This window comes from Thalassolituus sp. UBA3500 (assembly GCF_002377545.1).
Lineage (GTDB): Bacteria > Pseudomonadota > Gammaproteobacteria > Pseudomonadales > Oceanobacteraceae > Thalassolituus.
In genome coordinates this window covers 66717-90888 of sequence record NZ_DFQB01000024.1, presented here as the reverse complement: position 1 = coordinate 90888, position 24172 = coordinate 66717, and the positions used below count along the sequence as shown (strand labels likewise).

The following is a 24172-nucleotide window of genomic DNA, read 5'->3' as shown; positions in this document are numbered from 1 at the left end:
CCTTAACAGCCCCATAGTTAAACAAAGGGAAATAATAAAAGCCAGATAGAAACCTTCGCTATGCGGCTTTTTTTGCGGGCTTATACAGATTGATCAACCCAGCAGCAATGATGAGCGAGGCCCCCAGCCAGGTGGTCCACATCGGAATTTCATCCCAGATCAACCAGCCCATCAGTGCTCCATAGAGCACAGCGCTATAAGCATAGACGCCAACCTTCCCTGTCGGTGCCGTACGGTAGGCTCGGGTCAGAGCCAGTTGACCCAGGGTTGCTACAAGACCGAGTAGCAGAATCCAGCCCCAGAGATCCACAGACACAGGTTGCCAGGTCACGGCCGCACCGGGGGCACTGACCAGCGCGGCAATGACCCCAAAGTAGAAAACAATGGTCTGGCTGGATTCCGTTTCAGACATACGTCGAATCGTGACTTTGGCCAGTGCAGCGAGAAAAGCACCGAGCAGAGCGACCAACGCAATAAAAGTAAATGTGCTGTCGTCGGGCCGAAGAATGCAGGCAACACCAGTAAAGCCGACAAAGACAGCGGCTATGCTGTACTTACCTGCGCGCTCGCCAAGCCACAGCAAACCAATGAGTGGCATAAAGAAGGGGCTGGAGAGTTTCACCAGAAACGCCTCAGTCAGGGGCATGTGACCGAGCGCCCAGAAATAACAGTACATCGCGCTGACGCCGACCAGCCCTCGCATCAGGTGCCAGTGCCACACTGAGGTCTTCAGTAAGGTGGTGCCTTGCCGCAGAATCAAAGGCATCAGGATCAGCAGACCAGCGGCATTACGGAAGAACACGATCTGCTCGGTCGACAGGCTTTCAGAAAGAAACTTGATCAGGGCACCCATAATGGCCAACAGCGCTTCGCCGCCGATCAGAAATAAAGCCGCTTGTCGTAAATTTGAAGTCATAACATCCAGAAAAGTATCTGTGCCCTTGAGCTGAGCGGGGCAGGCACTATATAGAGAATGGTCAATGCTGAAGAGCGCTGAAAGCGTCGGATTATACGCATTTATTTCCGCAGCTCATGAATTGAGTGGTATTCGAAGTAAGCTTGCGCTGTATCAAAGATCGCAACATGAATTTAATTAAAGTTTTAATGGCGGATGTTGAATTTTACTAAATGGCCACCATATAGATTGCAACTTCATTGTTTAATCGTTTGTAGCTCCCCTGGTCAGGGGTAGGAGACCAGAAAGATGCGTATGGATCGTTTGACTACGAGTCTTCAGAACGCGCTGGCAGAGAGTCAGAGCATTGCCTTGGGGCAGGATCATAACCAGATTGATACGGTGCACGTGCTGCTGGCGTTGTTCGAGCAGACCGACAGTTCAGTAAAAGACGTTCTGCGCCGTTGCGGTGCCAACGTTAGCAACCTGGAAGGACGTTTACGTGCCATTCTCAGTGACCAGCCTAAAGTCAGCTCGCCGGATGGCAATGTGCAGCTGGCTCCAGAACTTGGCCGCTTACTGAATCTCGCTGATAAAGAAGCCCAGAAGGGTGGTGATCAGTTTGTCTCCAGCGAGATTTTTCTACTGGTGGCGCTGGATGAGCGTGGCCCTTCAGGCCAGGCCTTAAAAGAAGCAGGCGTTACCCGCGAAAACGCTGAAAAAGCAATCAAAGATATGCGTGGTGGAGAAAAAGTGACCGACGCGAACGCAGAAGACAGCCGTCAGGCATTAAGTAAATATTGTGTGGATCTGACAGAGCGTGCGGAAGCCGGCAAGCTTGATCCAGTGATTGGCCGTGACGAAGAAATTCGCCGCACCATTCAGGTGTTGCAACGTCGTACCAAAAACAACCCTGTTCTGATTGGCCCACCGGGGGTCGGTAAAACTGCGGTAGTGGAAGGGCTGGCGCAGCGCATCATCAATGGCGAAGTCCCCGAGAACCTGAAAGGAAAGCGCATTCTGTCTCTTGATATGGGGGCGCTCCTGGCCGGTGCTAAATATCGTGGTGAGTTCGAAGAGCGCCTTAAGGCCGTTCTGAAAGATGTCTCCAAAGAAGAGGGGCAGCTCATTCTCTTTATCGACGAGCTTCATACCATGGTCGGCGCCGGTAAAAGTGACGGAGCAATGGACGCAGGCAACATGCTCAAGCCTGCACTTGCGCGTGGCGAGCTGCATTGTGTCGGTGCAACTACATTGGATGAGTACCGGGAGTTTATCGAGAAAGATGCCGCACTGGAGCGTCGGTTCCAGAAAGTGCTGGTCGATGAGCCTAGTGTCGAGGATTCGATTGCCATTTTGCGCGGTCTGAAAGAACGCTACGAAGTTCACCATGGTGTCGAAATTACCGACAGCGCCATCGTTTCGGCGGCTAAGCTGTCGCAGCGCTACATTGCTGACCGTCGTTTACCGGATAAGGCGATTGATCTGGTCGATGAAGCTGCATCGGTTATCCGTATGGAGATTGACTCCAAGCCTCAGGAAATGGATCGCCTTGAGCGTCGTCTGATTCAACTGAAGATAGAGCGCGAAGCCCTGCGCAAAGAAAAAGACGATGCCGCTCGTAAGCGACTCAGCGACCTGAACGAAGAAATCAACAAAGCCGGTCAGGCCTACGTTGAACTCGAAGAAGTCTGGAAGAAAGAGAAAGCTCTGCTCGAAGGCGCCAGTAAGGCAAAAGAAGAACTCGAGCAGGCCAAGCTGGAGTTGGATGCCGCGCGCCGCTCTGGTGATCTGCAGAAAATGTCAGAGCTTCAGTACGGACGTATTCCAGAGCTGGAAAAACAGGTGGCCTCGGCTAATGAAGCCGAAACCACAGGTACGCAGGAGTTTACGCTGCTGCGTAACAAAGTGACCGAAGATGAAATCGCCGAAGTGGTCTCTAAGTGGACCGGCGTGCCCGTGACCAAAATGCTGGAAGGCGAGCGCGAGAAGCTGTTGCGCATGGAAGACGTGCTGCACGATTCTGTGGTTGGTCAGGATCAGGCGATCTCGGCGGTATCGAATGCAGTGCGCCGCTCACGTGCGGGGCTCTCTGATCCGAATCGTCCGAACGGCTCTTTCCTGTTCCTTGGGCCAACCGGGGTAGGTAAAACAGAGCTGTGTAAAGCGCTGGCCGGTTTCCTGTTCGACAGCCGTGACGCCATGATCCGTATTGATATGTCGGAATACATGGAGAAGCACTCGGTGGCCCGCTTAATCGGTGCGCCTCCGGGCTATGTTGGCTACGAAGAAGGCGGTTACCTGACCGAAGCTGTGCGTCGCAAACCCTACTCGGTCATCCTGCTGGATGAAGTTGAGAAGGCGCACCCGGACGTCTTCAATATTCTGCTTCAGGTGCTGGACGATGGTCAGCTGACTGACGGTCAGGGCAGACGTGTCGACTTCAAAAACACCGTACTGGTGATGACGTCGAACCTGGGCTCGGATCTGATTCAGACCATGGCCTCGGATAGCGGCAGCGATTATGAAACGATGCGCGACGCTGTGATGGAAGTCGTGGGTAGCCATTTCCGTCCGGAATTCATCAACCGTATTGATGAAGCTGTGGTTTTCCATCCGTTGGAAAAAGATCAGATCCGCGGCATTGCGGACATTCAGCTGCACATGTTGCATGAGCGCTTACGCGAGCGCGACCTGTCCCTGGAGCTGACGGATGCTGCTACCAGTAAGCTGGTGGATGTAGGGTACGATCCGGTGTTTGGTGCGCGCCCTCTGAAGCGTGCGATCCAGCGCTGGATAGAAAACCCATTGGCACAGGATATTCTGTCGGGGCGCTTTATGCCGGGCAGCACGATTGTCGCTGATGTAGAGAATGATGAATTTATATTCTCCGCACGAGAGGGCTGATCACTATGGTGGTAAAGCCTGACAAGTCCTGACGCTAACCAGCACCTCGGTGCTTTGTGTCCCCTGACAGGCCAGGGAGCGGCCTGTATACTTGCCGATATCTATTCTGGGTATCGGCTTTTTTATAGGGATTCATGATGTTGAGCGTACGTTTCTTCTCCTTTTTATTGGTCGCTGCGTCTGCAGCCGTGCTGTCAGCCTGTGCCGGTACGATTTCGCAGCTCGACCTGGTCGCAAGTACAGACCTGCATTGTGGATCAATTCCAAGTGTCACCGTGGTGGATGACGTACTCACCATTGGCGCTGGTGAAAAACCGACTCCGGGCTATGCCGTTCAATTGAATGAGCAAAGCCGCAAAGGCGACAGCATTCGTATTGCTTATCAGGTCTCCGGCCCAAAAGAGGGCGCAATACTGGCGCAGATGATCACAAGCCCATGCACCCGTGTGACCCTAACCGAAGACTGGCAGCGTCTGACCGTCGAGAATAAAGATTCTGGTCAGCAATGGGTGTTTGAGAACGCAGCGAACTGATCCTTACTAGTGATTATTCTCGGTATTGACCCTGGTTCGCGTATTACAGGCTTTGGTCTGATTAATTCGGTTGGCGGTCGTAAAATCGAATACATTGCCAGCGGCTGCATTCGCGCAGGCACCGGCGAGCTGCCTGAGCGGCTTGAAACCATATACAAGAGCGTCTCCGAGCTGATCCAGCAATATTGCCCTCAGGAATTTGCCATTGAGCAGGTATTCATGGGGAAAAATGCTGACTCAGCGCTCAAGCTCGGCCAGGCTCGCGGCGTTGCGATTCTGGCTGCTCAGCTGGCGTCCTTGCCTGTGCACGAATATGCTCCTCGCACTATTAAACAGGCGGTGGTCGGAACCGGTGGCGCAGGAAAAGAGCAGGTTCAGCACATGGTCCAGCGTCTGCTTAAGCTGCCGGGGCTACCACAGGCGGATGCCGCCGACGCACTTGCCATTGCGCTTTGTCATGCGCACACCAACGCCAGCCTGATCAGCCGTGCTGGCTTAAAAACCTATCGTCGTGGCCGCGCTTCCTGATTGAGCAGCACTGTATTTTGCTGGTAGTCTATGCCGGTTAATTTATACAGCACACAAGCGAAATTCATACATGATTGGTCGACTGCAAGGCTTCATCCTCGAAAAGCAGGCCCCGGAATTACTTATTGATGTTCAGGGCGTCGGATACGAGGTGCAGGCACCTTTGTCCACATTCGCGGTCCTTGGCTCCATTGGTGAGCCCATTACTCTCTATACCCACCTCGCCATTCGCGAAGATGCGCATCAGCTCTACGGTTTCAGTGATAAAGGGCAGCGTACTTTATTCCGTACGCTGATTAAGGTCAGTGGTGTTGGACCCAAGCTGGCGCTGGCCATTCTGTCTGGTATGGATGTGAATGCCTTCGCTAACTGTGTTCACAATGAAGATGTTAAATCCCTGACGCGTTTACCCGGCGTGGGTAAAAAGACTGCCGAACGCCTGATTGTAGAAATGCGTGACCGTCTGAAAGAATGGCAGGCCCCAGCACCTCTCTGGGCTGCTGCCGATCAGGCGGAGAAAAATACTCAGGAGCAAGCGTTCGCTGAAGCGGAAGGTGCGTTGGTTGCCCTCGGCTACAAGCCGCAGGAAGCGTCAAAAATGTTGATGAAAGTGGCAGATCAGTGCAGCACCCCTGAAGAAATGATCCGTATTGCTCTGCGTAACACCATGGGTGGCAAATGATAGAAACTGATCGCTTTATCGCACCGACGCCGCAGCTAGGTGAAGAAAAGCAGGATCGCGCTATCCGCCCCCGTATGCTGGATGACTACATTGGTCAGCCGCATGTGCGGGAGCAGATGGAGATTTTCATCGGCGCGGCCAAAGGACGTGGTGAAGCGCTGGATCATACCCTGGTATTTGGCCCGCCGGGTCTGGGTAAAACGACCCTCGCCAATATCATCGCCGAAGAGATGGGTGTTCAGATCAAGTCGACATCCGGTCCGGTACTTGAGCGAGCAGGCGATCTGGCTGCGATTCTGACCAGCCTCGAAGAGGGCGATGTGCTCTTTATCGATGAAATTCATCGCATGAGCCCGGCGGTCGAAGAAGTGCTCTATCCCGCTATGGAAGATTATCAGCTTGATATCATGGTGGGTGAGGGGCCGGCCGCACGATCAATGAAGATTGAATTGCCGCCGTTCACCTTAGTAGGGGCGACTACAAGAGCAGGTTTGCTGACCTCTCCGTTGAGAGATCGTTTCGGTATTGTGCAGCGCCTCGAGTTTTATAACATTCATGACCTGTCAAGCATCGTCAGCCGCTCCGGGCGTCTGATGGAGCTGGAGGTCGAAGAAGAAGGCGCGCAGGAAGTCGCCCGTCGGGCGCGTGGCACCCCCCGTATTGCGAACCGTTTGCTGCGTCGTGTGCGTGACTACGCTCAGGTCAAAGCGGACGGACGTGTGACCAAAGAAGTCGCAGACCTCGCTCTGAACATGCTGAACGTCGATGCGCAGGGCTTTGATCACATGGATCGCCGTCTGCTGCTGACGTTAATGGAAAAATACGACGGTGGTCCGGCCGGGGTCGAAAGCCTTGCAGCCTCCATTGGTGAAGAGCGGGATACCATCGAAGATGTGCTTGAGCCGTATCTGATGCAGCAGGGCTACATCACTCGTACACCTCGTGGGCGAACGGCGACAAAGCTCGCTTATCTCCATTTCGGGATTGATCTGCCAGCACGTTTCGGGTCGGATAACGATGGCGTTTGAATGGCCCCTGAGAGTCTATATCGAAGATACGGACGCCGGTGGTATCGTGTTTTACGCCAACTACCTGCGCTATATGGAGCGTGCCCGAAGCGAATGGCTGCGCTCACTCGGTTTTGAGCAGCAAGCTCTGATGCAGGCGGGAGTCCGTTTTGTTGTTCGGGATCTCAACATCCGATATCGCAAAGCAGCCGTATTAGATGACCAGATAGTCGCGACAACAGAGTTAGCTGAAATAACGAAAGCCGGGATGACGTTGAACCAGACGGTGATCCGGCGGTCTGAATCAGCGGAAAAAACGGAAGAACGAATCGAAGAACTTTTAGTCGATGCGCAGGTGCGTGTCGCGTGTATTAACAACGAAGGGCGGCCTGCAGCAATACCTGCTGATATCGTTGCCCTGATGAAAACCTAACGGAGCCAAAGTGAACGAGTCGGTTTCAATTACGCATCTTATTTTAAATGCGAGTTTTGTAGTACAGCTGGTGATGCTGATGCTGGTGGCAGCGTCAGTATTAAGTTGGGTCATTATTATTCAACGCGGTCGCCTGATTTCTGCCACTGAGCAATCTATGCGTCAGTTTGAAGAGCGTTTCTGGTCAGGTATTGACCTCAACGACCTCTATCGTGAGTGCCAGCAGCAGCCAGAAAATTCGTCTGCCGAAAAAGTCTTTATGGCCGGCCTGAAAGAGTTCGGAAAAATGCGTCAACAAAGCCCGGGGGATCCTGAAGCCATGATGGCGGGTGTTCAGCGTGCCATGCGCATCGCGATTACCCGGGAAACCGAAGAGCTGGAAAATCATCTGCCAATGCTGGCAACCATTGGCTCGACCAGCCCGTACGTCGGTCTGTTCGGTACTGTATGGGGCATTATGCACTCCTTCCAGGGCTTAGCCAGTGTGAAGCAAGCAACGATTGCAACGGTAGCACCGGGTATTTCTGAAGCTCTGGTCGCGACGGCTATGGGTCTGCTGGCGGCGATTCCTGCGGTAATTTTCTATAACCGTTACGTCGTTAAAACCGAGAAGTTCCAGACGGCTCTCGTCACTTTTGCCGATGAATTCAGTGCTCTGCTGTATCGCCAGGCGCACAAGGTAAGTCAGACTCAGCGTGCCGGAGCGGAGGCTCTCTGATGGAACCGCTTCAGCAGCAAATGACGAAACGCCGCCCAATGGCGGAGATCAACGTTGTTCCTTACATCGACGTGATGCTGGTTCTTCTCATTATTTTCATGGTGACTGCGCCCATGTTGGTGCAATCTGTGCCCGTGAACCTGCCTGATGTTGACTCCACGCCGACCGAAATTGATCCGGACGACACAACAGTGATGATTTCGGTCAGTTCAGATGGTCTTTATTACGTTGAGCGTGGGGAAGAAGACCCAGAGCCAATGTCTCTGACTGACGTGACAGATTACGCAGGAAAGTTACTGAAAGCTCAGCCGGACACTCGCTACATGATTCGCGGTGATGAGTCTGTGCCGTACGGTAAGGTGGTGCTGCTGATGGGGAACCTTCAGGGGGCAGGAATTACCAACGTCGGCCTCGTCACCGAAGCGCCAGATCCGGAGGCTCGCCCCTGATATGAATTGGCGCGAGCCCGGCAGTTATACCCTGCCAGTTGTAGGTGCCGTAGTCATTCACCTGGTCGCCGTTATCCTGCTGGTGAGCGAGTGGCAGCGTGATAAGCCGGTGATGTCTGAGCCTGTTCCACCGCACATGATTGCGAAAGTTGTTCAGGAAGAGAACAAGGCGGCAAAAGAGCGAGATCTGCAGCGCCAGCGTGAAGCTGAACGTCTGCGGCAGCAAAAGCTCGCGCGCGAAAAAGCAGCGCGAGAGAAGGCTGCCCGCGAAAAAGCAGCGAAAGAAAAAGCAGCGAAAGAAAAAGCAGCAAAAGAAAAAGCAGCAAAAGAAAAAGCCGCTCGAGATAAAGCTGCGGCTGACAAGGCTGCAAAAGAGAAAGCCGAAGCCGAACAAAGAGCGCGCCAGAAAGCTGCTGAAGAGAAGGCAGCTAAAGAAAAAGCCGCAGCGGAAAAATTAGCAAGAGAAAAAGCGGCCAAAGAGAAGGCCGCGAAAGAAAAAGCAGCACGCGAAAAGGCGGCGGCAGAAAAAGCCGCTGCCGAAAAAGCGGCGCGGGAGCAGGCTGCAGCTGAACAAGCATTGATGGAACAAATGGCACTTGAGCAGGCAGAGGCGGAAATACGCCGACAGGAAGAGGCTGCGCGCGCTGCCGAAGCGGCAGAAAAAGCGGCCCAGATGACGGCGGAGTATCAGGATCTTATTCGCGCACAAGTAGCGTCCGTCTGGAACTATCCACCGAATGTCAGTGCCGAACTGGAAGTTGAAGTACGTCTTGTTATGGTGCCCACCGGTGAAGTTATTTCCGCCACCGTAACGCGTAGCAGTGGCAATGATGCACTGGACCGTTCGGTAGAGCAGGCGATTCTGAAAGCATCGCCGCTTCCTGTGCCTGACGATATTCGGGTGTTTGAGAAAAACTTCCGACGCTTAACCATGAAATTCAGACCGGAGAATGCCTCTTGGTAACACGAGTATTATTTGTACTGGCGCTGGTATTAGGCCAGGTCGCACACGCAGAATTAGTGATTGAAGTAACGCAGGGCAGACAGAGCGCTTTGCCGATTTCTGTTGTGCCTTTCGAATGGAACGGAGCACTGGAACTGCCAGAAGACATCAGCGGCATAGTTAATAATGACCTCGGAAGCTCGGGGTATTTCCGCACGCTGGATCGCTCTCTTATGCTGGCGACGCCGCACACTCCACAAGACGTAAATTACGTCGACTGGCAGCGGCTGAAACAGGATTATCTGGTAGTTGGCCAGATAAGTTCCGCAGAAGGTGGATACGCTGTCGAATTTCAGGTGCTGGACGTTCATCAGCAGCGAACTATGATTCATCACCGTGTTAAAGGGAAGGCGACGCAGCTGCGGGATCTTGCGCATTACATCAGCGATCATATTTTCGGGCAGCTGACTGGTATCCCGGGGGTATTTTCGACCAAGATGGTTTACGTCACTACTAACCGGGAACGTTCACGTTTTAACCTGAACTTTGCCGACGCAGACGGTGCCCGGGAGCAGCTTATCTTCCGTTCAGACGAACCTATCCTGTCGCCGACCTGGTCTCCTGACGGCAAAAAAGTAGCGTACGTTTCTTTTGAAAATGGACAGAGCGAAATCTTTTTCCAGGAGCTGGCAACCGGGAAACGTGAAAAAGTCGTAGCATGGGATGGATCAAATAGTGCGCCATCTTTCTCATCCGATGGAACCAAATTGGCCTTTGTACACTCAAGGTTGGGTAACCCGGATATTTACGTGATGGATCTGAACACCCGTAAGGCGGAAAGAATTACCAAACACTATGGCATTGATACTGAACCGCAGTGGATGACCGATAATCGCCATATTCTGTTCACCTCCAGCCGGGCTGGTGGGCCGCAGATTTACAAACTGGACACTATCGATGGCTCGGTAGAGCGGGTCACCTTTGAAGGCCGGTACAATGCCAGAGCGAGAATGACCGCAGATGGCCGCAAAATGGTCTACGTACACGGTAACGGAGACCAGTTTCATATCGCTTCTCAGGACATGGAAAGTGGCCGGGTAAGAATACTGACCCGGGACACGAATTTGGACGAATCGCCTAGTGTTGCCCCCAACGGAAGTATGGTAATTTATGCGGCAACTGAGAAAGAACGAAGTATTCTGGCGGCAGTATCGGTGGATGGGGAAGTAAAATTCCGGCTGCCATCCAGATTCGGAGACGTACGCGAACCGGCCTGGTCTCCGATACTGAATTAATCTGAACTACTAACCACAATTGGGAAGAAGCAACTATGCAAAAAACAGCACTGTACAAAGCACTGGGTATCGCCTTCGGCGCACTTCTGGTAACTGCATGTGCCAACAATGGTGACCTGGAAGAGGGTGCAGGCGCTGCAACGACTGCTACCGAACAGCAGGCAAACGAAGCAGCTGATAGCGCTACTACTGGTGTTGAGTCTGCGTCACTGCAGGGTGAACAAATGATGTCAGACGCTGAAAAAGCGGCTCAGCAGGCTCTGCTGGACATCACTGTTTTCTACTTTGACTTTGACCAGTCAAGCATCAAAGAGTCTGGCAAAGCCGCTCTGAGTGCACACGCTGCGTACCTGGCATCAAACTCAAGCGCACGTATTGTTCTGGAAGGTCACGCTGATGAGCGCGGTACTCCTGAATACAACCTGGCTCTGGGTGAGCGTCGTGCAATCGCTGTTCGTCAGTTCCTGATGGCGAAAGGTGCTTCTTCAAGCCAGGTCAAAGTTGTTAGCTTTGGTGAAGAGAAGCCAGCAGTTACTGGTAGCACCAGCTCTGCATACGCTAAGAACCGTCGCGTAGAAGTTAAATACCAGAGCCGTTAATGAAGCGGCTTGTCGTTACTCTGGCGCTGGCAGCCTCGTCTGTCAGCGCGCTTTCAGATGACGGCTGGGTATCGGTCGGGTCAACCCAAGTGGTTGCCCCGGCCAGTTCTGAACCCGTCGTTACTCCCGATCAATCCCCGATCCTTGCCCCATCCGCCAACTCCGGTGGAGATCTCCTGACTGAACTGATGCTCCAGGTTGAGCAGATGAAGATGGAAATCGCCTCTTTACGCGGTCAGCTTGAAGAACAGCAAGCCAAAGTGAAGCGAATGGAAGCGTCACAGCAAGATCGCTACCTGGACCTCGATAGCCGGATTTCTGCGCTGACACTGGCACAACCAGTCGCTGAGCAGCAAGAGGTTACAAACAGTGCGACTGATACTACAGGTCAGGATCTCCCGCCTGCAGGAGAGGCCTATAAGTCAGCGATGCAGCTGGTGCGGGATAAGAAGTTTTCCGAAGCGCGTGAGGCCTTCGATAGCTTTGCTGAAAACTACGCCGGCAATGCCTTGGCCGTAAATGCAATTTACTGGGCAGGTGAAGTCAGCATGGTTGAGGGTAAGCTCGACGTTGCGGAAGCACGCTTCCGAACCGTGAAAGAGGATCACAATGATCACTCGAAAGCCGCGGATGCTTCATACAAGCTTGCTGTAGTGCTCGACAAGTCGGGTAAAAAGGCAGAGAGCAAGGCGTTGTTGCATGAAGTCATCAGCCAGTACGCCGGCAAGAGCGACAGTACCGTTTCTCTGGCACAGGCATACCTGAAGAAAATGTCACAGTAATACGGGCTGTCAGGGTCTAAGTTACTGAATCTGAAACTTTTTTCAGAAAAAGGGTTGTCAGCCGCGAAAATATCAGTAATATACGCGGCTCCTTCGGGTCGTTAGCTCAGTTGGTAGAGCAGTTGGCTTTTAACCAATTGGTCGCTGGTTCGAATCCAGCACGACCCACCACCTCCACACGTCAGGTGGGTTGAAGGAGTTAAGTTGCTGAAATTGTTGACATTTTCAAAGCATTCTGTAGAATGCAGCAGCAACTGGGGGTCGTTAGCTCAGTTGGTAGAGCAGTTGGCTTTTAACCAATTGGTCGCTGGTTCGAATCCAGCACGACCCACCACCTTTCCTTTCTCGTCTGAGAAACCTGATTTTCAGAATCTATTAAATCGCTAAGATCCATGTTGATACAGGATCCTTTTCTAAGCGTCGAAGACTTGAAACTGCACACTCAGTGCACAGTTTCTGTCAGTCTGGCCGCGCGAATGGCGTAATCGTTATCTTCGTGAGCCAAGGCGTTTAATACTTCTTCTGCCTGTTCCGTGAAACCTTCTCTTCGCAACAAAAGGCCATGGTAATAACGGCATCGTGGACTTTGTCTCGATGTCTCCGTCAGTTTGTTGAGTAATTCGCGGGCTTCTGAATCAAGGTATTCTGAAATATACAGAACGGCCAATTCGAGTATCGCATTCTGGTCATTGGGCGTTTGCCTCAAAATGGTTTGAAAGTGGTCGATGGCCGCTTCCTTATCGCCTTGAGTCAGTGCAGCCAGCGCCAGATGACGTCGCGCATTGGTATCCGAGGGGTTCAGGGCAAGAGCTCGCTGAAGTGCTTCTTTTGCATCGCCAATATTGTTCATCATAAAGCTGGTGATGCCGGCCTGGGCCCAAGCCTCTGAATTCGACGGATTCAGCTCCAGCGCTTTCTGGTACTGGGAGAGAGCGTCTTTGAAACGTCTCTGAGCGGCTTGCGTTATGCCAAGGCGAACATAGAAGCTACTCTCTCCGGGTGCAATACCAATAGCTCGCTGCGCGGCGTATTCAGCGGTAGTGAAATCTGCAGCCAGAACCCGGAAGCGGGCGAGGGTATCCCAGGCAATAGCATTCTCAGGATTCTTCTGAACAGCAGTCTCAATGTGTGTCATCCCGGTATTGGTGTCGCCTGTCGCAATCAGAACCTGGCCGATATTACAGTGCGCCATGGACGAATCCGGGTCGAGTGAAAGTGCCGAACGAAGATGAATGAGTGCGGGTTGCCACTCTTGTTGCTGCGCAAGCGCAAAACCCAAATTGTTATGAGCGTTGGCATTGTCCGGGTCTATATCGACTGCGGTACGAAAGTGCTCTTCTGCTGCAGAGATATTGCCTTGTGAAAGCGCCGCAACGCCTTGTTGAAGGTGGTCAGCAAGGGTCATCAGGTAATCCTCGAAATCAGACCTTTAAGCAGGTCGTTGGTACTAATATCAGGTATCTCAAATTCGATATCATCGGTGGAAATATCGAACGGCTCGCCTTCTTTGTAATGTACTGGCAGTTTTATCCCAAAGCGATAATCAGAGCCGAATGTATAAGAGGCAAATTCAAAGCGATCATCGTAGACGCTCCACCCAAAGACCTTAACACTGACGTAACCGCCGATATCAAAGGTAAAGCTAGGTTGAGCATAAACTTCGAGATCGGCTGTCAGGTCCAGACCGGTAGCGGGCGTCCAGTCAATGTGCACACCTGCCGTAGCCGCGCCTGATATGCCTAACGTTCCACCGATATCTAAGCCACCAGTCGCACTTGCACCTGTAATACCCAGGCCAATGCCAGCTCTGACCGATAAGCGTAACCCTGCATCGGCTGGTACTCTGAGATGAGCATCGCCGGTGACCTTAGTATCCTGCTCCCGGGCCGGGTTGTATTCGATACCAATCTTGAGCTCGTCGATAACACCCGGTCCGATACCGGCAATGGCGGAAAGGCCACCGCCAACTTCTGCGACAATGCCTGGAATAATAGGTACCTGAACGGCAACCTGGAAAATCGTTTTATTGATCTCTTTTCGGGCGAAAATTTCCAGTTCATCCGGAATACCAATTTCACCTGAGACGGTTACCTCACCGTTAGGGTCAAATTTTACTCCGGCGGTTCCTTGTAGCCATGGTGCAATCTGTATCGTGGCTGACCCAGAGCCGTACACCAATAGTTCGCCGCCGGGCAGTGGGTCACCGCTGGGCTTGCCGTCTTCACCGACAGCCCGGTTACTCACACCTACAGTAACGTCTCCTGAGAGCATGCCTCGCTCGAAGCCACCGCTGAACTCCGCAACAAATCCACCGTCTTCGTAGCCGACATTCAGTTCTGAATCAATGCCCGGAATATCAGGTTGCGCCGTACCTTCGCCACTGACTTTCCATTCTTCTCCATTTTTATTAACTTTTACGTTGATTGAGCCTGAGCGGATAGCGGGATTCGCAGTGAGTTCAAGGCTTCCACCGATAGTCAGGCCTTCTTCTTCGGAATAGTCGACCGTCAGTCCTGCTTGTTGAACACCAGGGATGTCCGGGTCGACGGTTCCTTCGGCAGAAAAAGCTTCCTCCGAAAAACTAACCTGGAGTTCGGCCGCTTTTATGCCTTTAATTTTATCGGGGCTGTTTATTTTTAGTGTGCCATCACCGCTGAAAGTTTTATCTCGATACCTGAGAGTAGCGCTTGCCTCATCAAATAGTTTTGAGTCGAAGTCGAACGTGCCTTCGGCAAAGAAACCAGATCGCTGCGAGTAGCCAGCCGTTAGTGATCCCTCTCCTAATTTACTGACCTCTACGAATATTGTTCCATCGACACCAAACCCCTCCTGACCGCTGTAGAAAAGACCAATAGACCCGCCATTGATGGTCAGTCCCGGCATGGGAATTTTTAGATCTTGTGGCGAGTACTCGGCTCGCAGCATGACATCGCTACCAATCCAAGAGGCACCGATGGATAGATTCTCCAACAGAGGGATCGTTGGCTTAGGTATTTCGCCTTCAGCCATGAATCCTTCTGAGCCTATTTCAATGTCAGAAAAGATGGCCGGGCTTGTAGGCTCAAAGTCCGCTGGTAGGTTGGCAGGTGGTACAACGTATCCAGCATATGGACCGAGCCCGAAGAGCATCAGCTCGACATCTGTATTTTCAGGCGCCCACTTTTCAGGGAGATCCCATCTACCATTTAACTTACCGATATGGACGCCTTCCGATTGAAGGTTATCTTGTTCAGCTTTGTCATTAAGTGTTATCGAGGAAATGACCATTCCAGCCAGGCTGCGGGAGCTACGTCCTCGAGGAGAAAATTCGGTTGCTTCCCTGGCGTGTCCAAAGCGACCAACCTCGATTCCTCCCTTTCCCGAAAATAGAGCAAAGCTTCGGTCATCGCCCTCGTAGGTTATCGGTGGAGCACCTTTTAAGGCATCGAGCGGCGAAAGGGCTTTTATCTCATCGAGAGTCCACCAAGAGCTATTGCCTTCAGATTTACCCATAGAACTATCGACAGTTACCTGGTCGAAGTAAATAGAGTGATCCTTGAGCCAGTCTTTCTTAGTCGGTCGGGTAGATTCATCCAGTGTTTTTATATAGTTATCCACGCGCTCATGAATACCAGACATGATGGTACTACCAGAGGAACTGTTGGAGGGTTGGTCCAATAGCTCCATATTTTGCAGGCTATTGCCTACGGCATAGCGCGTACCATGTGCGCCGGAAGTCTGCAGTTCAACAATATGATCAACCTGATACTGAGGCACCGGATTTCCTTCGCGGTCCCACTTCGGGACCTTCAATATTTTCTTAAGGAAGGATTTACGGGTATACGCGTAGGTTTTCGAATCGTTCTTTATCTGGAATCTGACTTGGTGCCTGTTATTTGTTGGCCAGCTGACAGCCGGGGTAAGCGCCCCGAGCTTACGTCCGACCTCTGCTTCATCAAAAACAATATCCTTTTCCCAGAAGCGTTTTTGCTTTGTCGTATCCCCGCCTTTGTGAGGACGATCATATCCCGCAACACGGCCTAGCTTCCCCTCACTCGCTAGCTGGGAATATAGAGACAGGTGGCGCTGTTTGATGGCGGGCACACGCAGGTTAAGCATTTCTGTCAGAGCAGAACTGGCCGCAGTATTTCCCGCAGGCGTGTCTTCAGGCGCAATCTTTCTGAATATTGTTCGCGCTATGGAGCTTCCTGTTTGAACGACATGCGTTAACTCATGAGCGAGTAACTCCTGGCCCCGCTCACTATCCGGATTAAACTCTCCTGTGGCGAAGTAGATGTCATTACCAATGGCGAACGCGCGAGCGTTCAATTCTTTGCAAAGCTCGTCGGACTGCATATCGGTATGAATGACAACCCGCGAGAAATCTTTGCCAAACTGCTGCTCCATTTTCTGACGGACTTCGTCCGGTAGGGGAGAGCCGTTGCCACGTGACTGGGCGATGCGGGCTTCTACCTCATCCATTTTTTCATCGTGAGCTTTCTGTTCGTCCCGCTCTTTTCTCATTAATTTGGTTTGAACTGGATCTTCTTCAGTCCGGTGCAACCTGGTTTGAGCGACTTCCTCTTCTTCCTGCCGGTACAGCTTCGCCTGAGCGAGTTCATCTATGTTACGGAAAAGTTTTGTCTGAGCGGCTTCTTCCTCTTCTTCCCGGAATACTTTGGTTTGAACTTCCTCTTCTTCACGATGTACTTTTGTCTGCGCTTCTTCTTCCTCTGCTCTGAATAGTTTAGCCTGTACATCGTCTTCTTCTGTTCGGCTAATGGAAGGCGTAGAGGAGCTTACGCTTCTGGCCGCAACAGCAGGCTCGTCGTTGCCTCGCTGAAGGTTCTGCTTCACATCGGCTGCGACTTTGTCGGCTTCTTTCTCCTGGCTGTCTGCCGGGTCGCTGACAGCCATTTTTTTCTGGATCTTCTTTTTAAGGTACTCGGGTTGACTGGCTTTCTTTCTCGCAGGTTTCTTATTTGCGAGTTCAGTAGCTTTGTTTCCCTTCTTGCTGAGCGACTTTGATTCCATTACATCACTCCATGACTTTGTAATGCCGCGGGCAAGGATTTACCCAGCTTCTGGTATTCGCGGGATATTGCTTTAATAATTGCCGCTTTGCCGAGTACTTCAGAATCCGGGCTGTTCGCGGCGGCACTCAGAACGGCGTTACGAATCTGCCCGCCAGACAAGTCACAATGACTTGCCAGAGCTTTCAGGAAATCGTCATCTGGGCTGCGTTGCCCCATGTGACTGCCCCACAAAGCCAGTCGCTCATTAAAGCCCGGCTGAGGAAAATCGATAATTATTTCCAGACGGCGGTTGAACGCGGGGTCGATACGGTCCCTGTGGTTCGATGTCAGTATGACAATCCCTGGGTGAGTCTCAATGCGGGAAAGCAGGTAGTTAGTGAGATTGTTGGCAAAGCGTTCATTGCTGCTACGGGCATCAGTACGGTTACCAAATACAGATTCAGCTTCATCGAACAATAGTATGGTGTCGGTAGCCGCGGCGTAGTCGAGCAGCCGACCAAGGTTTTTCTCACTTTCCCCAATGTACTTATTGATGACAGAACCAAGATCTACACGAAACAGTGGGGCACCTATCTGGCTCGCAATATAACTGGCTGCCAGTGTTTTTCCTGTTCCACTGGCTCCCACAAAGAGAGCGCGCAATCCAGGGTTTTGGTTGGCGGCAAGAGTATCGCCGAGTTTCCGGTACAGGGATTCTCGCTGAAGCGCCCGGGCAATAAGATCATCCAGATGTTCATTGATCAACGTTGGAAATATTACTGCTTCTTTCGGAATATCTTTGGTCACCGCTTGCGCAAGCTGGGTGAGCCCAGGGGCGATATTCAAAGAGCGCCACGTACGAACTTGTTGTTCCTGATTTAGCCCTGATAAGCCCTCGGGTAGGGTAATCTGCTCTCCGATGTTTTTAATCATTGGGCCACTGAGTAAAGCGGAGCCTGCCAATTTTTCGGCTAAGCTCTTGTCTTCAACATGTTCAGACCAAAGCTTTTGGCGCAGTGTCGAATCTGGCATAGGTAACGCGTAGTTGTAGCAGCGGCTTGCAATCACACAGGTGTGCAACCCCGTTATTATTATGGCGGGCGTTTGATATCCAGAACTGATGAGCTTGTAGTCTTCACCTGGCACATCAGGTGGTGTGATGACAGGAAGCCAGCCGGCGATTGCTGCTGCGAGCCGCAGTTGCGGCTCATCTTGCCAGCTCTGGTAGGGAATACGCATGGCGCGGTAACCCGAGAGCAGCCCCAGCTCCGCGGCCAGTATTGATCGGCCACTGTGCTCCTGTCCGCGCAGAATCAGAAACTCGCTTGAAGTAAGCTTTTTGCACAAATCAGGCAATAATTTTCGTGTTGCAGCAGGGAGTAATTCCCGCTCATGAGAGTCGAGTTCTTGCACGCCCTGCCAGCGGTTGTGTTTGCTTTTAATGACTGACCAGAGGGGAACAGAGATTGCCAATTCCCGGAGGCTGAGCGGGCCATTGCCGGATACGGTGATCACGGACTCATTAAACAGGGGTGTGTTGATGAGATCGAGAACATCCCAGTCTGTCGTATCCGGAAACAGAAACTGAACCATATCAAGCGCGAGGTGAATACTCAGTCGGGCCTGATCGGAAGGCTGTTGCAATTCATTGATGGCAAAGGCAATTCTGGGCTGCGTCTCCATCATACCGGCAATAAACAGAACGAAGACTTCGGCAGGAGATAAATTGAGAACTTGGATGAGATGCGAGGTTCGCCCGTTAAGATTTTTCCACTGCGCTTCAATATCATGAGTCAGTGTCTGAAAGTGAACGCCTGACGGCAGCTGAGCAGTAGCATCCTGGGTGAGCGATTCTGTATAGAACACCAGACCAGCCTCAGTCCATTGTTGAAGCGGATTGAAACAGTCTGCCTGAGGCTTTATTACAGCGAGATCATTCATGCTGCCCTCTCTTAACAGGCGTAGGTCGAAAGCCATGTTCGAATTGGAACTGGACGGTATATCCAAACCATGGAAGCCAGCCAGGATTAATGTCCAGGCCGTGTAGCCGGGCGTTAATATTGGCTTCAGATAGATCAGCACGTACGACGATGCGATTCTGAGAAATACCAATGTCAGAAGAAAGCGACAGCAATTCGGTATTCCATAAATGGCGTGGATACAGAGTTTCTGAAGTCTTCCGTAGCTCACAGATGAGGTCTGGCCGTAAACAGCTAGTGTTTATCGGGCTTGAACCCGTTTCGGTACCTGTATCTGTGTAACGGGTTCTGTCACTGCTTCTGTTACTGCTTCGTTCAATGTGTTTCGAATCGTGTAAATCACGCGCTAGGTGTGTGCGTTGGATTATGTAGTCATATAAAGGGTCATTCTTTAGTACTGCGTTGTCGCCGAAAGTCTCTACCGCGCCTGATAGCCAGGTCCATACGCAAGGAACACTTCGCCAATGTGTACGGATGATTGCCTGTACTGGTTGGCGATTTAAGAAGTTAAGCAGGTAGAGTATTCCGCCGAATTGGCTGCCAAAGCTCCTATCGGCATCCTGATCTATACCGAAGCTATTACACGGAGCTGAAACAGGTGTATCTCCCGTGTCATCTTTTAACGAACGAGTTGCTTGTTTTATTAATGATTCTCTACTTGATGATGTACTGCCAGAAGAGCTATGTAGAGATATAGGCGCGTCGGGAAGCGTTGTGTCTTTTTCGGCGCATTTATCGTAGCCATGGTCTGTAGTCTCAGATGAGTTTCCTGAATCTACTACTGGTTGTCGATGTTTACTTTCTGGCTCTCCCGAAAAGCATGGATGCGGTTGATGGCTTTTGCTCGTATGCTCCTCAGTATCAGGTCGTTCAGACAATATACTCGTATCAGAAACAGATCTATTGAGTTTTTCTGCGACCCCAGATAACACCTCTTCTGTCTGGTTATGTAGCGGAAGAGGCAGGTGCTTCAGAGAGATCAAAAAGGCAACAAGCACCAGGTGTGCTCGTGATACGGTATTGGCTAATGCAGCTTGCCAGATATGAAAGTAATGTTCGGGGATTTGATTTAATGAGTATCCCTTATCGAAGGTAAAATCATCCAATTCTGTATCAGATATTCGATTCGTTGATACGGGCGCTGGATCATTTGATTCTTCGTGCATCCGAGGATTGTCTTCTCCTGGCGTGTTCCTGATAACGTGACTGCCACGCCCCATTGCTGTATGGCTATTTAAGTAACCCGCATTCAAAGAGTATCCTGAGTGAGAGCTCAACAGTATGAGTAGTTCGCCGGCTTCTCTCTCTGAAATAGCCTCCATAACTACCGCAGCTTTGTTTTGTTTTGCCAGCAGTGTTAGCGCAGAGCTCATTGCCGGAAGATGCTCTGATAATATGCTCATCACAGGGCTATGCGCAGAGCGAAGCACGCTTTCATTCCATTTTCGCCAATACCAGTGATGACCCAGCTCGCCTTTTGCGGCATCCATCAGTAACTGAGCAAGCATTTGATGAGTATTGGGGAAAATACGCACGTTATCGCCAGGTTGCTCCCGGATCTGGCGCAGTGTTTCTTCACGCAGAGAATGAGCGATATCGTTGGCTGATCCCGTAGCGGTGATCTTCCTGATGAATATGATCCTCTCATCATCCGTAGATGGCCAGTCAGCTGTGGCTACGTCCCTTTCGATCTTCGAATGCAAAGATTCCGGGGCTTTAATAGTCAAAGCCCGTATGCGAGTCGTCTCTGCTCCCTGATGATCAAACATCATGCTCAGCGAACCCGGCCAATGACGGTGATGTTGTCTTTAAAGTCGATGTCTTCCCGCAGTACCTTGGTAATTTTTACCCGGGTACTGGATTCATCGTGCTCTTCAATGGTCAGTTCAGCTGCAACTTCCTGTTCTTTATTGAGTAATTGCAGCGTCTTACCTATGCGCACAATCTGGTTAAGGCTGACGCTGAAGCGCTCGCCGAAAGCCATGCGGCGTGGTGGGCTGAAGATACTGCCTTTTACTATTTCCTGTGGATTACCCAGCGAAGCATAGATAACTGCTGCACGAACCATATCCCGCATGGCCTGTCGGCTGTCACTGTCTGCATTTTCGCCAAGTTGCTTAAACCACCACTCAATCAGTTCTGCTAATGTGCGAGTAGTGTTGAAGTCAAGTTCTTCGGCTTTCTTAAGCCCCGGCCAGCGACTGATCGCTTCAACGGGTAAGCGGTTGTCCTCTGCGAGTTGTCCCCAGCGCAGCCGGATTGACCCCGGCAACGATCCAAGGACGTTCTGAAGGCAAAGCTGGCACTGTTCCAGCTTTTCCTGGAGTGTGCGGCTTGCTCTTCTGAGAATCCGGTGGCTGTGGTTGTTGAGATCTTCCAGCGAAAGTACTTCAGCTACTTTATGGGCTGGAACAAAATCAGTCATTTGAAGTGGAAGTGACGCCCAACGTTGAACTCTTTTCTTGCTATTCGCTGCCAGCTCTACGAAGGCGGGGCTGTCTTCAATAGATCGCATGGCGGCATTGGCATAAGAGGTTGCAACTTTTGCTTTCAGAACCGGCAACTCAGGATACGCCTTAGTCATCCGTACTTGTCTGAGCTGTGCGAGATAGTCGATATTCGGTTGGGTATTAAGACGTGCGGCGAAAGGCGATATTGCACGCCAGTGTCCGGCTGGAATTTCCAGTGTTGCCTGCCAGAAGGGAAGAAGGGCCTCTGGAAGATCAGCATCATCATCTAAAGAGCAGCCAGGAACCAGGTCGCCTGGGTTATCACGGCGTAATGGTAATGGGTCTGCTAATGGTCTGCTGATCTCAGCCTGCCGTACCCGAACGTAGTAAAGCCCTTCGACCTGTGTGGTGAGCACGCGAGTGCGCTCCTTATACTCTTTGTATACGCGTTGCCAATCTTCATCAACCAGCTGTTGAGCGACGGTGTAATCACCGAGTGCCTCATCGGCAATACTGTCGAGGTGGCGAAGAGTCTGGCGGGTACGTACAATTTCAGCCTTACGTTTTTCTTGCGTCGCAATCAGTTCTTTTTGAGTTCTTAACAGGGTCTGAAGTGTCTGTTCGCTTTCGTTATATCGATTTTCGACCACGCTGATCCAGCGAGTAAGAATCTTGCCCGCGGTAAAGATTGCTTCGTATCTTCGTTGGTTGGCGATCAGATTACCGAAATGCGCTTTTGTGGGCTTACCCTCGGCAGGCAGGCCCGTATATTTATTATTGGTTTCATTGATAATGTCTGTCTCAAGATTTGACGGTGATTTCAGTTCGGTGCTCAGGCCAGTTAGCTTGGTATGAAGATCGGTTGCATCAGGTTCTTCGAAAATATCCAGAACGGTCGTCAGAATGTCATGCATTCCTGAGTAGATTTTTTTGTATTCGTTAATGTCCGGGCTGATGTGATCCATGACGCCAAAGCTGAATTCTTTGGCATTAAACGCGGGCTTACTCACGGATGCGGTGGGAATCTGCAGCCGGTCTATCCGGTCTTTATTCAGCGTAAGTTCGAACGCAGAGTATTTATCGGGCTCTATTTTTGTATAAATAGTCCCTTTAATAGCTTCTGTATATTGATAGTCGCGGGTACCGAGCAGCTCACGTTTCTTCTGCTCTTCGAGTGATAACATCTCTCTTTCAGCAATCCGGTATTGAGTATCCGCTGTCGTCTTCGAGTCAGTCGCTACCTTAACAGATGACGTCGAACTGGTAGCCACTGACGTCGCAATGCTACTTTTTTCGGTTGGCAGGTTATCCGTATTCAGGCTTGCGTAAGGCAGCCAGCGAGCCACCTGCATACCTTTACCATCGCCTGCTACGCCGCCGGCCAGCGCCGCCAGCGCGACGGTTTGAGAATCCAGTTGCTGACGTTTTAACAGAAGAATATCTCGTGTTGCCTCAAGCTTTTTACGTTCATCACGGATTTTCTCTTCGGTGGTATCGAGATCTTTTTCAGTGATGGCGTACTGGCCAATAAGACCGTGCTTCTCCGGGCGGTCAGGTATCGGCGGCATACGTTCTTCATCAATTTCAGGCGCCCAGTTTTCAAAAAATTTGGGTATTTCGAACTCGGTTCTGTCGTAGGGATAAGGAGCATTTTCTGAATCTTCCAGCGCAAAGCGCTTCATAGCTGCGACGATCACGCGATTGAACAATGCATCAGGGAGCAGAGGTGATTTCGCCGGCTCAGGAAGATTAAGACTATTGACATCTTCGGCGGTCAGTTTGTTGTCGTACTTCGAATCTGATGTCGGAGCAATGTAGTAAAGGCTGTAGAATACTTCTTTCCAGTCGTACCAGCGCATGTAGGCCTTCTGACAGTAGCGGTAAAGATCCAGCTCAAGATCGTTGTCCAGCTCTGGAATATCCAGCAGGTCAGGCTTGTATACTGATCGCTTCATCGCTAGTAATAGACGAATGCGATCCCCCGCAGGTTGTGTCAGATCAATGACGCGTCGTGGCAGGTGTCTATGTACTAATTCGTTAATGCCATCTGCCGCGACCGGTATTACATCGACGCCGAGATAAGCAGGAAGGCCGTGCATTTTAGGTTTTTTGCTGGCTATGTCCTCCAGCCAGGAAAGTGGCAACTGGCCCGACGCTGGTAAATAGTCCAGCTGCAGGTGCTTATCGAGAAACTTCTTCAGGGTTAACTGATGGTTCGAGCCTTCATTACGCAGAGTAACGAGCTGACGGAACGCTGCCTGAGTCTGATTTAATAATGTCAGGTAACCCGAAGCGTTATTTGATTCGTAACGTCCGGCCTCTTCTGATACCCAAAGTAGGGTGGTTTTATTCTGATCGTTAATAGCAACGAGTGCGAGCGGTACAGAATTCGGAAACTGACGCGCAAAATCAAGATCGACGCGATCGGCACAGATAGTATTCTGTAGCCGATGAGGGGGTTCTGTTTTTATCTTTTGAGTATCGATATCTAAGCGCCGCAGCCTGAGCGATGCGAGTGTGACCAAGCGTGTATCCCGTGTCGGGTCGAATGCAGTGCGCTGGCATGGATCGACGTTGGGAGGGTCAATATGCGATTGGCTCTGATGTAAGGTCAGATAGAAAACACCGCTGGCATTACTCACTTGTTTTCGATCGCGATACTCTTCGACTAAATCCTGCCAGGTACAGTAGAGGGGGGATTCCAGTGTGAGCGCTGCGCCTGTGGAAGTGACAGCACTGCCCGGACTGACTGCCAGCTGGATATCATCCACTGGGCCACGCTCGCCTCGGGATCGTACATGCAACCCTGAAACCACACCTGGCAACTGCTGTTTTAATATGGGCGAAAGACGGGCTTCAGCGTAGTTCTGCTGTTGGTCGAATTCATCCTCTCCCAGGTGTCGTCCTGCGAACAGGTGCAGCCGTTCAAGGTCTGGGTGGCTTGCAACAGGGCGATGCAGCAGGATAGTCGTCATGAT

At 51.4% G+C, this 24172-nt stretch carries 18 protein-coding genes and 2 tRNA genes; 14 read left to right on the top strand and 6 right to left on the bottom strand.

Features of this window, described 5'->3' with window-relative positions:
• Positions 1-58: 58 nt before the first annotated feature.
• Positions 59-916 (bottom strand): DMT family transporter, encoded by an 858-nt coding sequence (locus B2R29_RS05450; RefSeq protein ID WP_301180136.1) that lies wholly within the window; start codon positions 914-916, stop codon positions 59-61.
• Positions 917-1204: 288 nt separating this feature from the next.
• Here B2R29_RS05450 and clpB point away from each other — a divergent pair, with 288 nt between their 5' ends.
• The 14 genes from clpB (at position 1205) to B2R29_RS05380 (ending at position 12105) form a co-directional block, all read left to right on the top strand.
• Positions 1205-3802, top strand: a complete 2598-nt coding sequence (gene clpB / locus B2R29_RS05445) for an ATP-dependent chaperone ClpB (RefSeq protein ID WP_301180135.1) — start codon at positions 1205-1207, stop codon at positions 3800-3802.
• Positions 3803-3936: 134 nt separating this feature from the next.
• Complete coding sequence (locus B2R29_RS05440; RefSeq protein ID WP_301180134.1) at positions 3937-4335, top strand: protease complex subunit PrcB family protein; 399 nt, start codon at positions 3937-3939, stop codon at positions 4333-4335.
• 9 nt (positions 4336-4344) lie between these two features.
• Positions 4345-4863: a crossover junction endodeoxyribonuclease RuvC gene (gene ruvC, locus B2R29_RS05435; protein ID WP_068434567.1), complete on the top strand. Its 519-nt coding sequence runs from the start codon at positions 4345-4347 to the stop codon at positions 4861-4863.
• A 70-nt stretch (positions 4864-4933) separates the two neighbouring features.
• Positions 4934-5545 (top strand): Holliday junction branch migration protein RuvA, encoded by a 612-nt coding sequence (gene ruvA, locus B2R29_RS05430; RefSeq protein ID WP_068434570.1) that lies wholly within the window; start codon positions 4934-4936, stop codon positions 5543-5545.
• Positions 5542-6573 carry a Holliday junction branch migration DNA helicase RuvB gene (gene ruvB, locus B2R29_RS05425; RefSeq protein ID WP_068434573.1) on the top strand — a complete coding sequence of 344 codons (1032 nt, stop codon included), beginning with the start codon at positions 5542-5544 and terminating at the stop codon, positions 6571-6573. The genes ruvA and ruvB overlap by 4 nt, the downstream gene beginning before the upstream one ends.
• Positions 6563-6985: a tol-pal system-associated acyl-CoA thioesterase gene (gene ybgC, locus B2R29_RS05420; RefSeq protein WP_301180133.1), complete on the top strand. Its 423-nt coding sequence runs from the start codon at positions 6563-6565 to the stop codon at positions 6983-6985. Before ruvB ends, ybgC begins: the two co-directional genes overlap by 11 nt.
• Positions 6986-6995: 10 nt before the next feature.
• The gene (gene tolQ, locus B2R29_RS05415; RefSeq protein WP_301180132.1) at positions 6996-7703 is read left to right on the top strand and encodes a protein TolQ; all 708 of its coding nucleotides are present in this window, start codon (positions 6996-6998) and stop codon (positions 7701-7703) included.
• Entirely contained in the window at positions 7703-8152 is a 450-nt protein-coding gene (gene tolR / locus B2R29_RS05410; RefSeq protein WP_301180131.1) for a protein TolR, read from the top strand. The genes tolQ and tolR overlap by 1 nt, the downstream gene beginning before the upstream one ends.
• Before the next feature lies 1 nt (position 8153).
• Positions 8154-9116 (top strand): cell envelope integrity protein TolA, encoded by a 963-nt coding sequence (gene tolA / locus B2R29_RS05405; RefSeq protein ID WP_301180130.1) that lies wholly within the window; start codon positions 8154-8156, stop codon positions 9114-9116.
• A complete protein-coding gene (gene tolB, locus B2R29_RS05400) occupies positions 9110-10390 on the top strand; it encodes a Tol-Pal system beta propeller repeat protein TolB (protein ID WP_301180129.1) in 1281 nt (426 codons plus the stop codon). Before tolA ends, tolB begins: the two co-directional genes overlap by 7 nt.
• A 35-nt stretch (positions 10391-10425) precedes the next feature.
• Positions 10426-10989 (top strand): peptidoglycan-associated lipoprotein Pal, encoded by a 564-nt coding sequence (pal, locus tag B2R29_RS05395; protein WP_297532085.1) that lies wholly within the window; start codon positions 10426-10428, stop codon positions 10987-10989.
• Positions 10989-11771 (top strand): YbgF trimerization domain-containing protein, encoded by a 783-nt coding sequence (locus B2R29_RS05390; protein ID WP_301180128.1) that lies wholly within the window; start codon positions 10989-10991, stop codon positions 11769-11771. The genes pal and B2R29_RS05390 overlap by 1 nt, the downstream gene beginning before the upstream one ends.
• 95 nt (positions 11772-11866) lie before the next feature.
• Positions 11867-11942 (top strand) — tRNA-Lys (locus B2R29_RS05385).
• 87 nt (positions 11943-12029) lie between these two features.
• Positions 12030-12105, top strand: a tRNA-Lys gene (locus tag B2R29_RS05380).
• A 108-nt stretch (positions 12106-12213) separates the two neighbouring features.
• Here B2R29_RS05380 and B2R29_RS05375 read toward each other — a convergent pair.
• The 5 genes from B2R29_RS05375 to B2R29_RS05355 are packed head-to-tail and all read right to left on the bottom strand — an operon-like array spanning position 12214 to position 24169.
• A complete protein-coding gene (locus tag B2R29_RS05375) occupies positions 12214-13176 on the bottom strand; it encodes a tetratricopeptide repeat protein (protein WP_301180127.1) in 963 nt (320 codons plus the stop codon).
• Positions 13176-16784 carry a DUF4157 domain-containing protein gene (locus B2R29_RS05370; protein ID WP_301180126.1) on the bottom strand — a complete coding sequence of 1203 codons (3609 nt, stop codon included), beginning with the start codon at positions 16782-16784 and terminating at the stop codon, positions 13176-13178. Before B2R29_RS05370 ends, B2R29_RS05375 begins: the two co-directional genes overlap by 1 nt.
• Complete coding sequence (locus B2R29_RS05365) at positions 16784-18706, bottom strand: ATP-binding protein (protein ID WP_301180125.1); 1923 nt, start codon at positions 18704-18706, stop codon at positions 16784-16786. Before B2R29_RS05365 ends, B2R29_RS05370 begins: the two co-directional genes overlap by 1 nt.
• The gene (locus B2R29_RS05360; protein ID WP_301180124.1) at positions 18699-20516 is read right to left on the bottom strand and encodes a hypothetical protein; all 1818 of its coding nucleotides are present in this window, start codon (positions 20514-20516) and stop codon (positions 18699-18701) included. Before B2R29_RS05360 ends, B2R29_RS05365 begins: the two co-directional genes overlap by 8 nt.
• Positions 20517-20518: 2 nt before the next feature.
• Entirely contained in the window at positions 20519-24169 is a 3651-nt protein-coding gene (locus B2R29_RS05355; protein WP_301180123.1) for a hypothetical protein, read from the bottom strand.
• Between the last annotated feature and the right edge of the window lie 3 nt (positions 24170-24172).

Bases quoted from the DNA above. Each gene is read 5' to 3' on its own strand.
- B2R29_RS05450 (WP_301180136.1), bottom strand. From the start codon at position 916: ATGACTTCAAATTTACGACAAGCGGCTTTATTTCTGATCGGCGGCGAA.
- clpB (WP_301180135.1), top strand. From the start codon at position 1,205: ATGCGTATGGATCGTTTGACTACGAGTCTTCAGAACGCGCTGGCAGAG.
- B2R29_RS05440 (WP_301180134.1), top strand. From the start codon at position 3,937: ATGATGTTGAGCGTACGTTTCTTCTCCTTTTTATTGGTCGCTGCGTCT.
- ruvA (WP_068434570.1), top strand. From the start codon at position 4,934: ATGATTGGTCGACTGCAAGGCTTCATCCTCGAAAAGCAGGCCCCGGAA.
- ruvB (WP_068434573.1), top strand. From the start codon at position 5,542: ATGATAGAAACTGATCGCTTTATCGCACCGACGCCGCAGCTAGGTGAA.
- ybgC (WP_301180133.1), top strand. From the start codon at position 6,563: ATGGCGTTTGAATGGCCCCTGAGAGTCTATATCGAAGATACGGACGCC.
- tolR (WP_301180131.1), top strand. From the start codon at position 7,703: ATGGAACCGCTTCAGCAGCAAATGACGAAACGCCGCCCAATGGCGGAG.
- tolA (WP_301180130.1), top strand. From the start codon at position 8,154: ATGAATTGGCGCGAGCCCGGCAGTTATACCCTGCCAGTTGTAGGTGCC.
- pal (WP_297532085.1), top strand. From the start codon at position 10,426: ATGCAAAAAACAGCACTGTACAAAGCACTGGGTATCGCCTTCGGCGCA.
- B2R29_RS05390 (WP_301180128.1), top strand. From the start codon at position 10,989: ATGAAGCGGCTTGTCGTTACTCTGGCGCTGGCAGCCTCGTCTGTCAGC.
- B2R29_RS05375 (WP_301180127.1), bottom strand. From the start codon at position 13,176: ATGACCCTTGCTGACCACCTTCAACAAGGCGTTGCGGCGCTTTCACAA.
- B2R29_RS05370 (WP_301180126.1), bottom strand. From the start codon at position 16,784: ATGGAATCAAAGTCGCTCAGCAAGAAGGGAAACAAAGCTACTGAACTC.
- B2R29_RS05365 (WP_301180125.1), bottom strand. From the start codon at position 18,706: ATGAATGATCTCGCTGTAATAAAGCCTCAGGCAGACTGTTTCAATCCG.
- B2R29_RS05360 (WP_301180124.1), bottom strand. From the start codon at position 20,516: ATGATGTTTGATCATCAGGGAGCAGAGACGACTCGCATACGGGCTTTG.
- B2R29_RS05355 (WP_301180123.1), bottom strand. From the start codon at position 24,169: ATGACGACTATCCTGCTGCATCGCCCTGTTGCAAGCCACCCAGACCTT.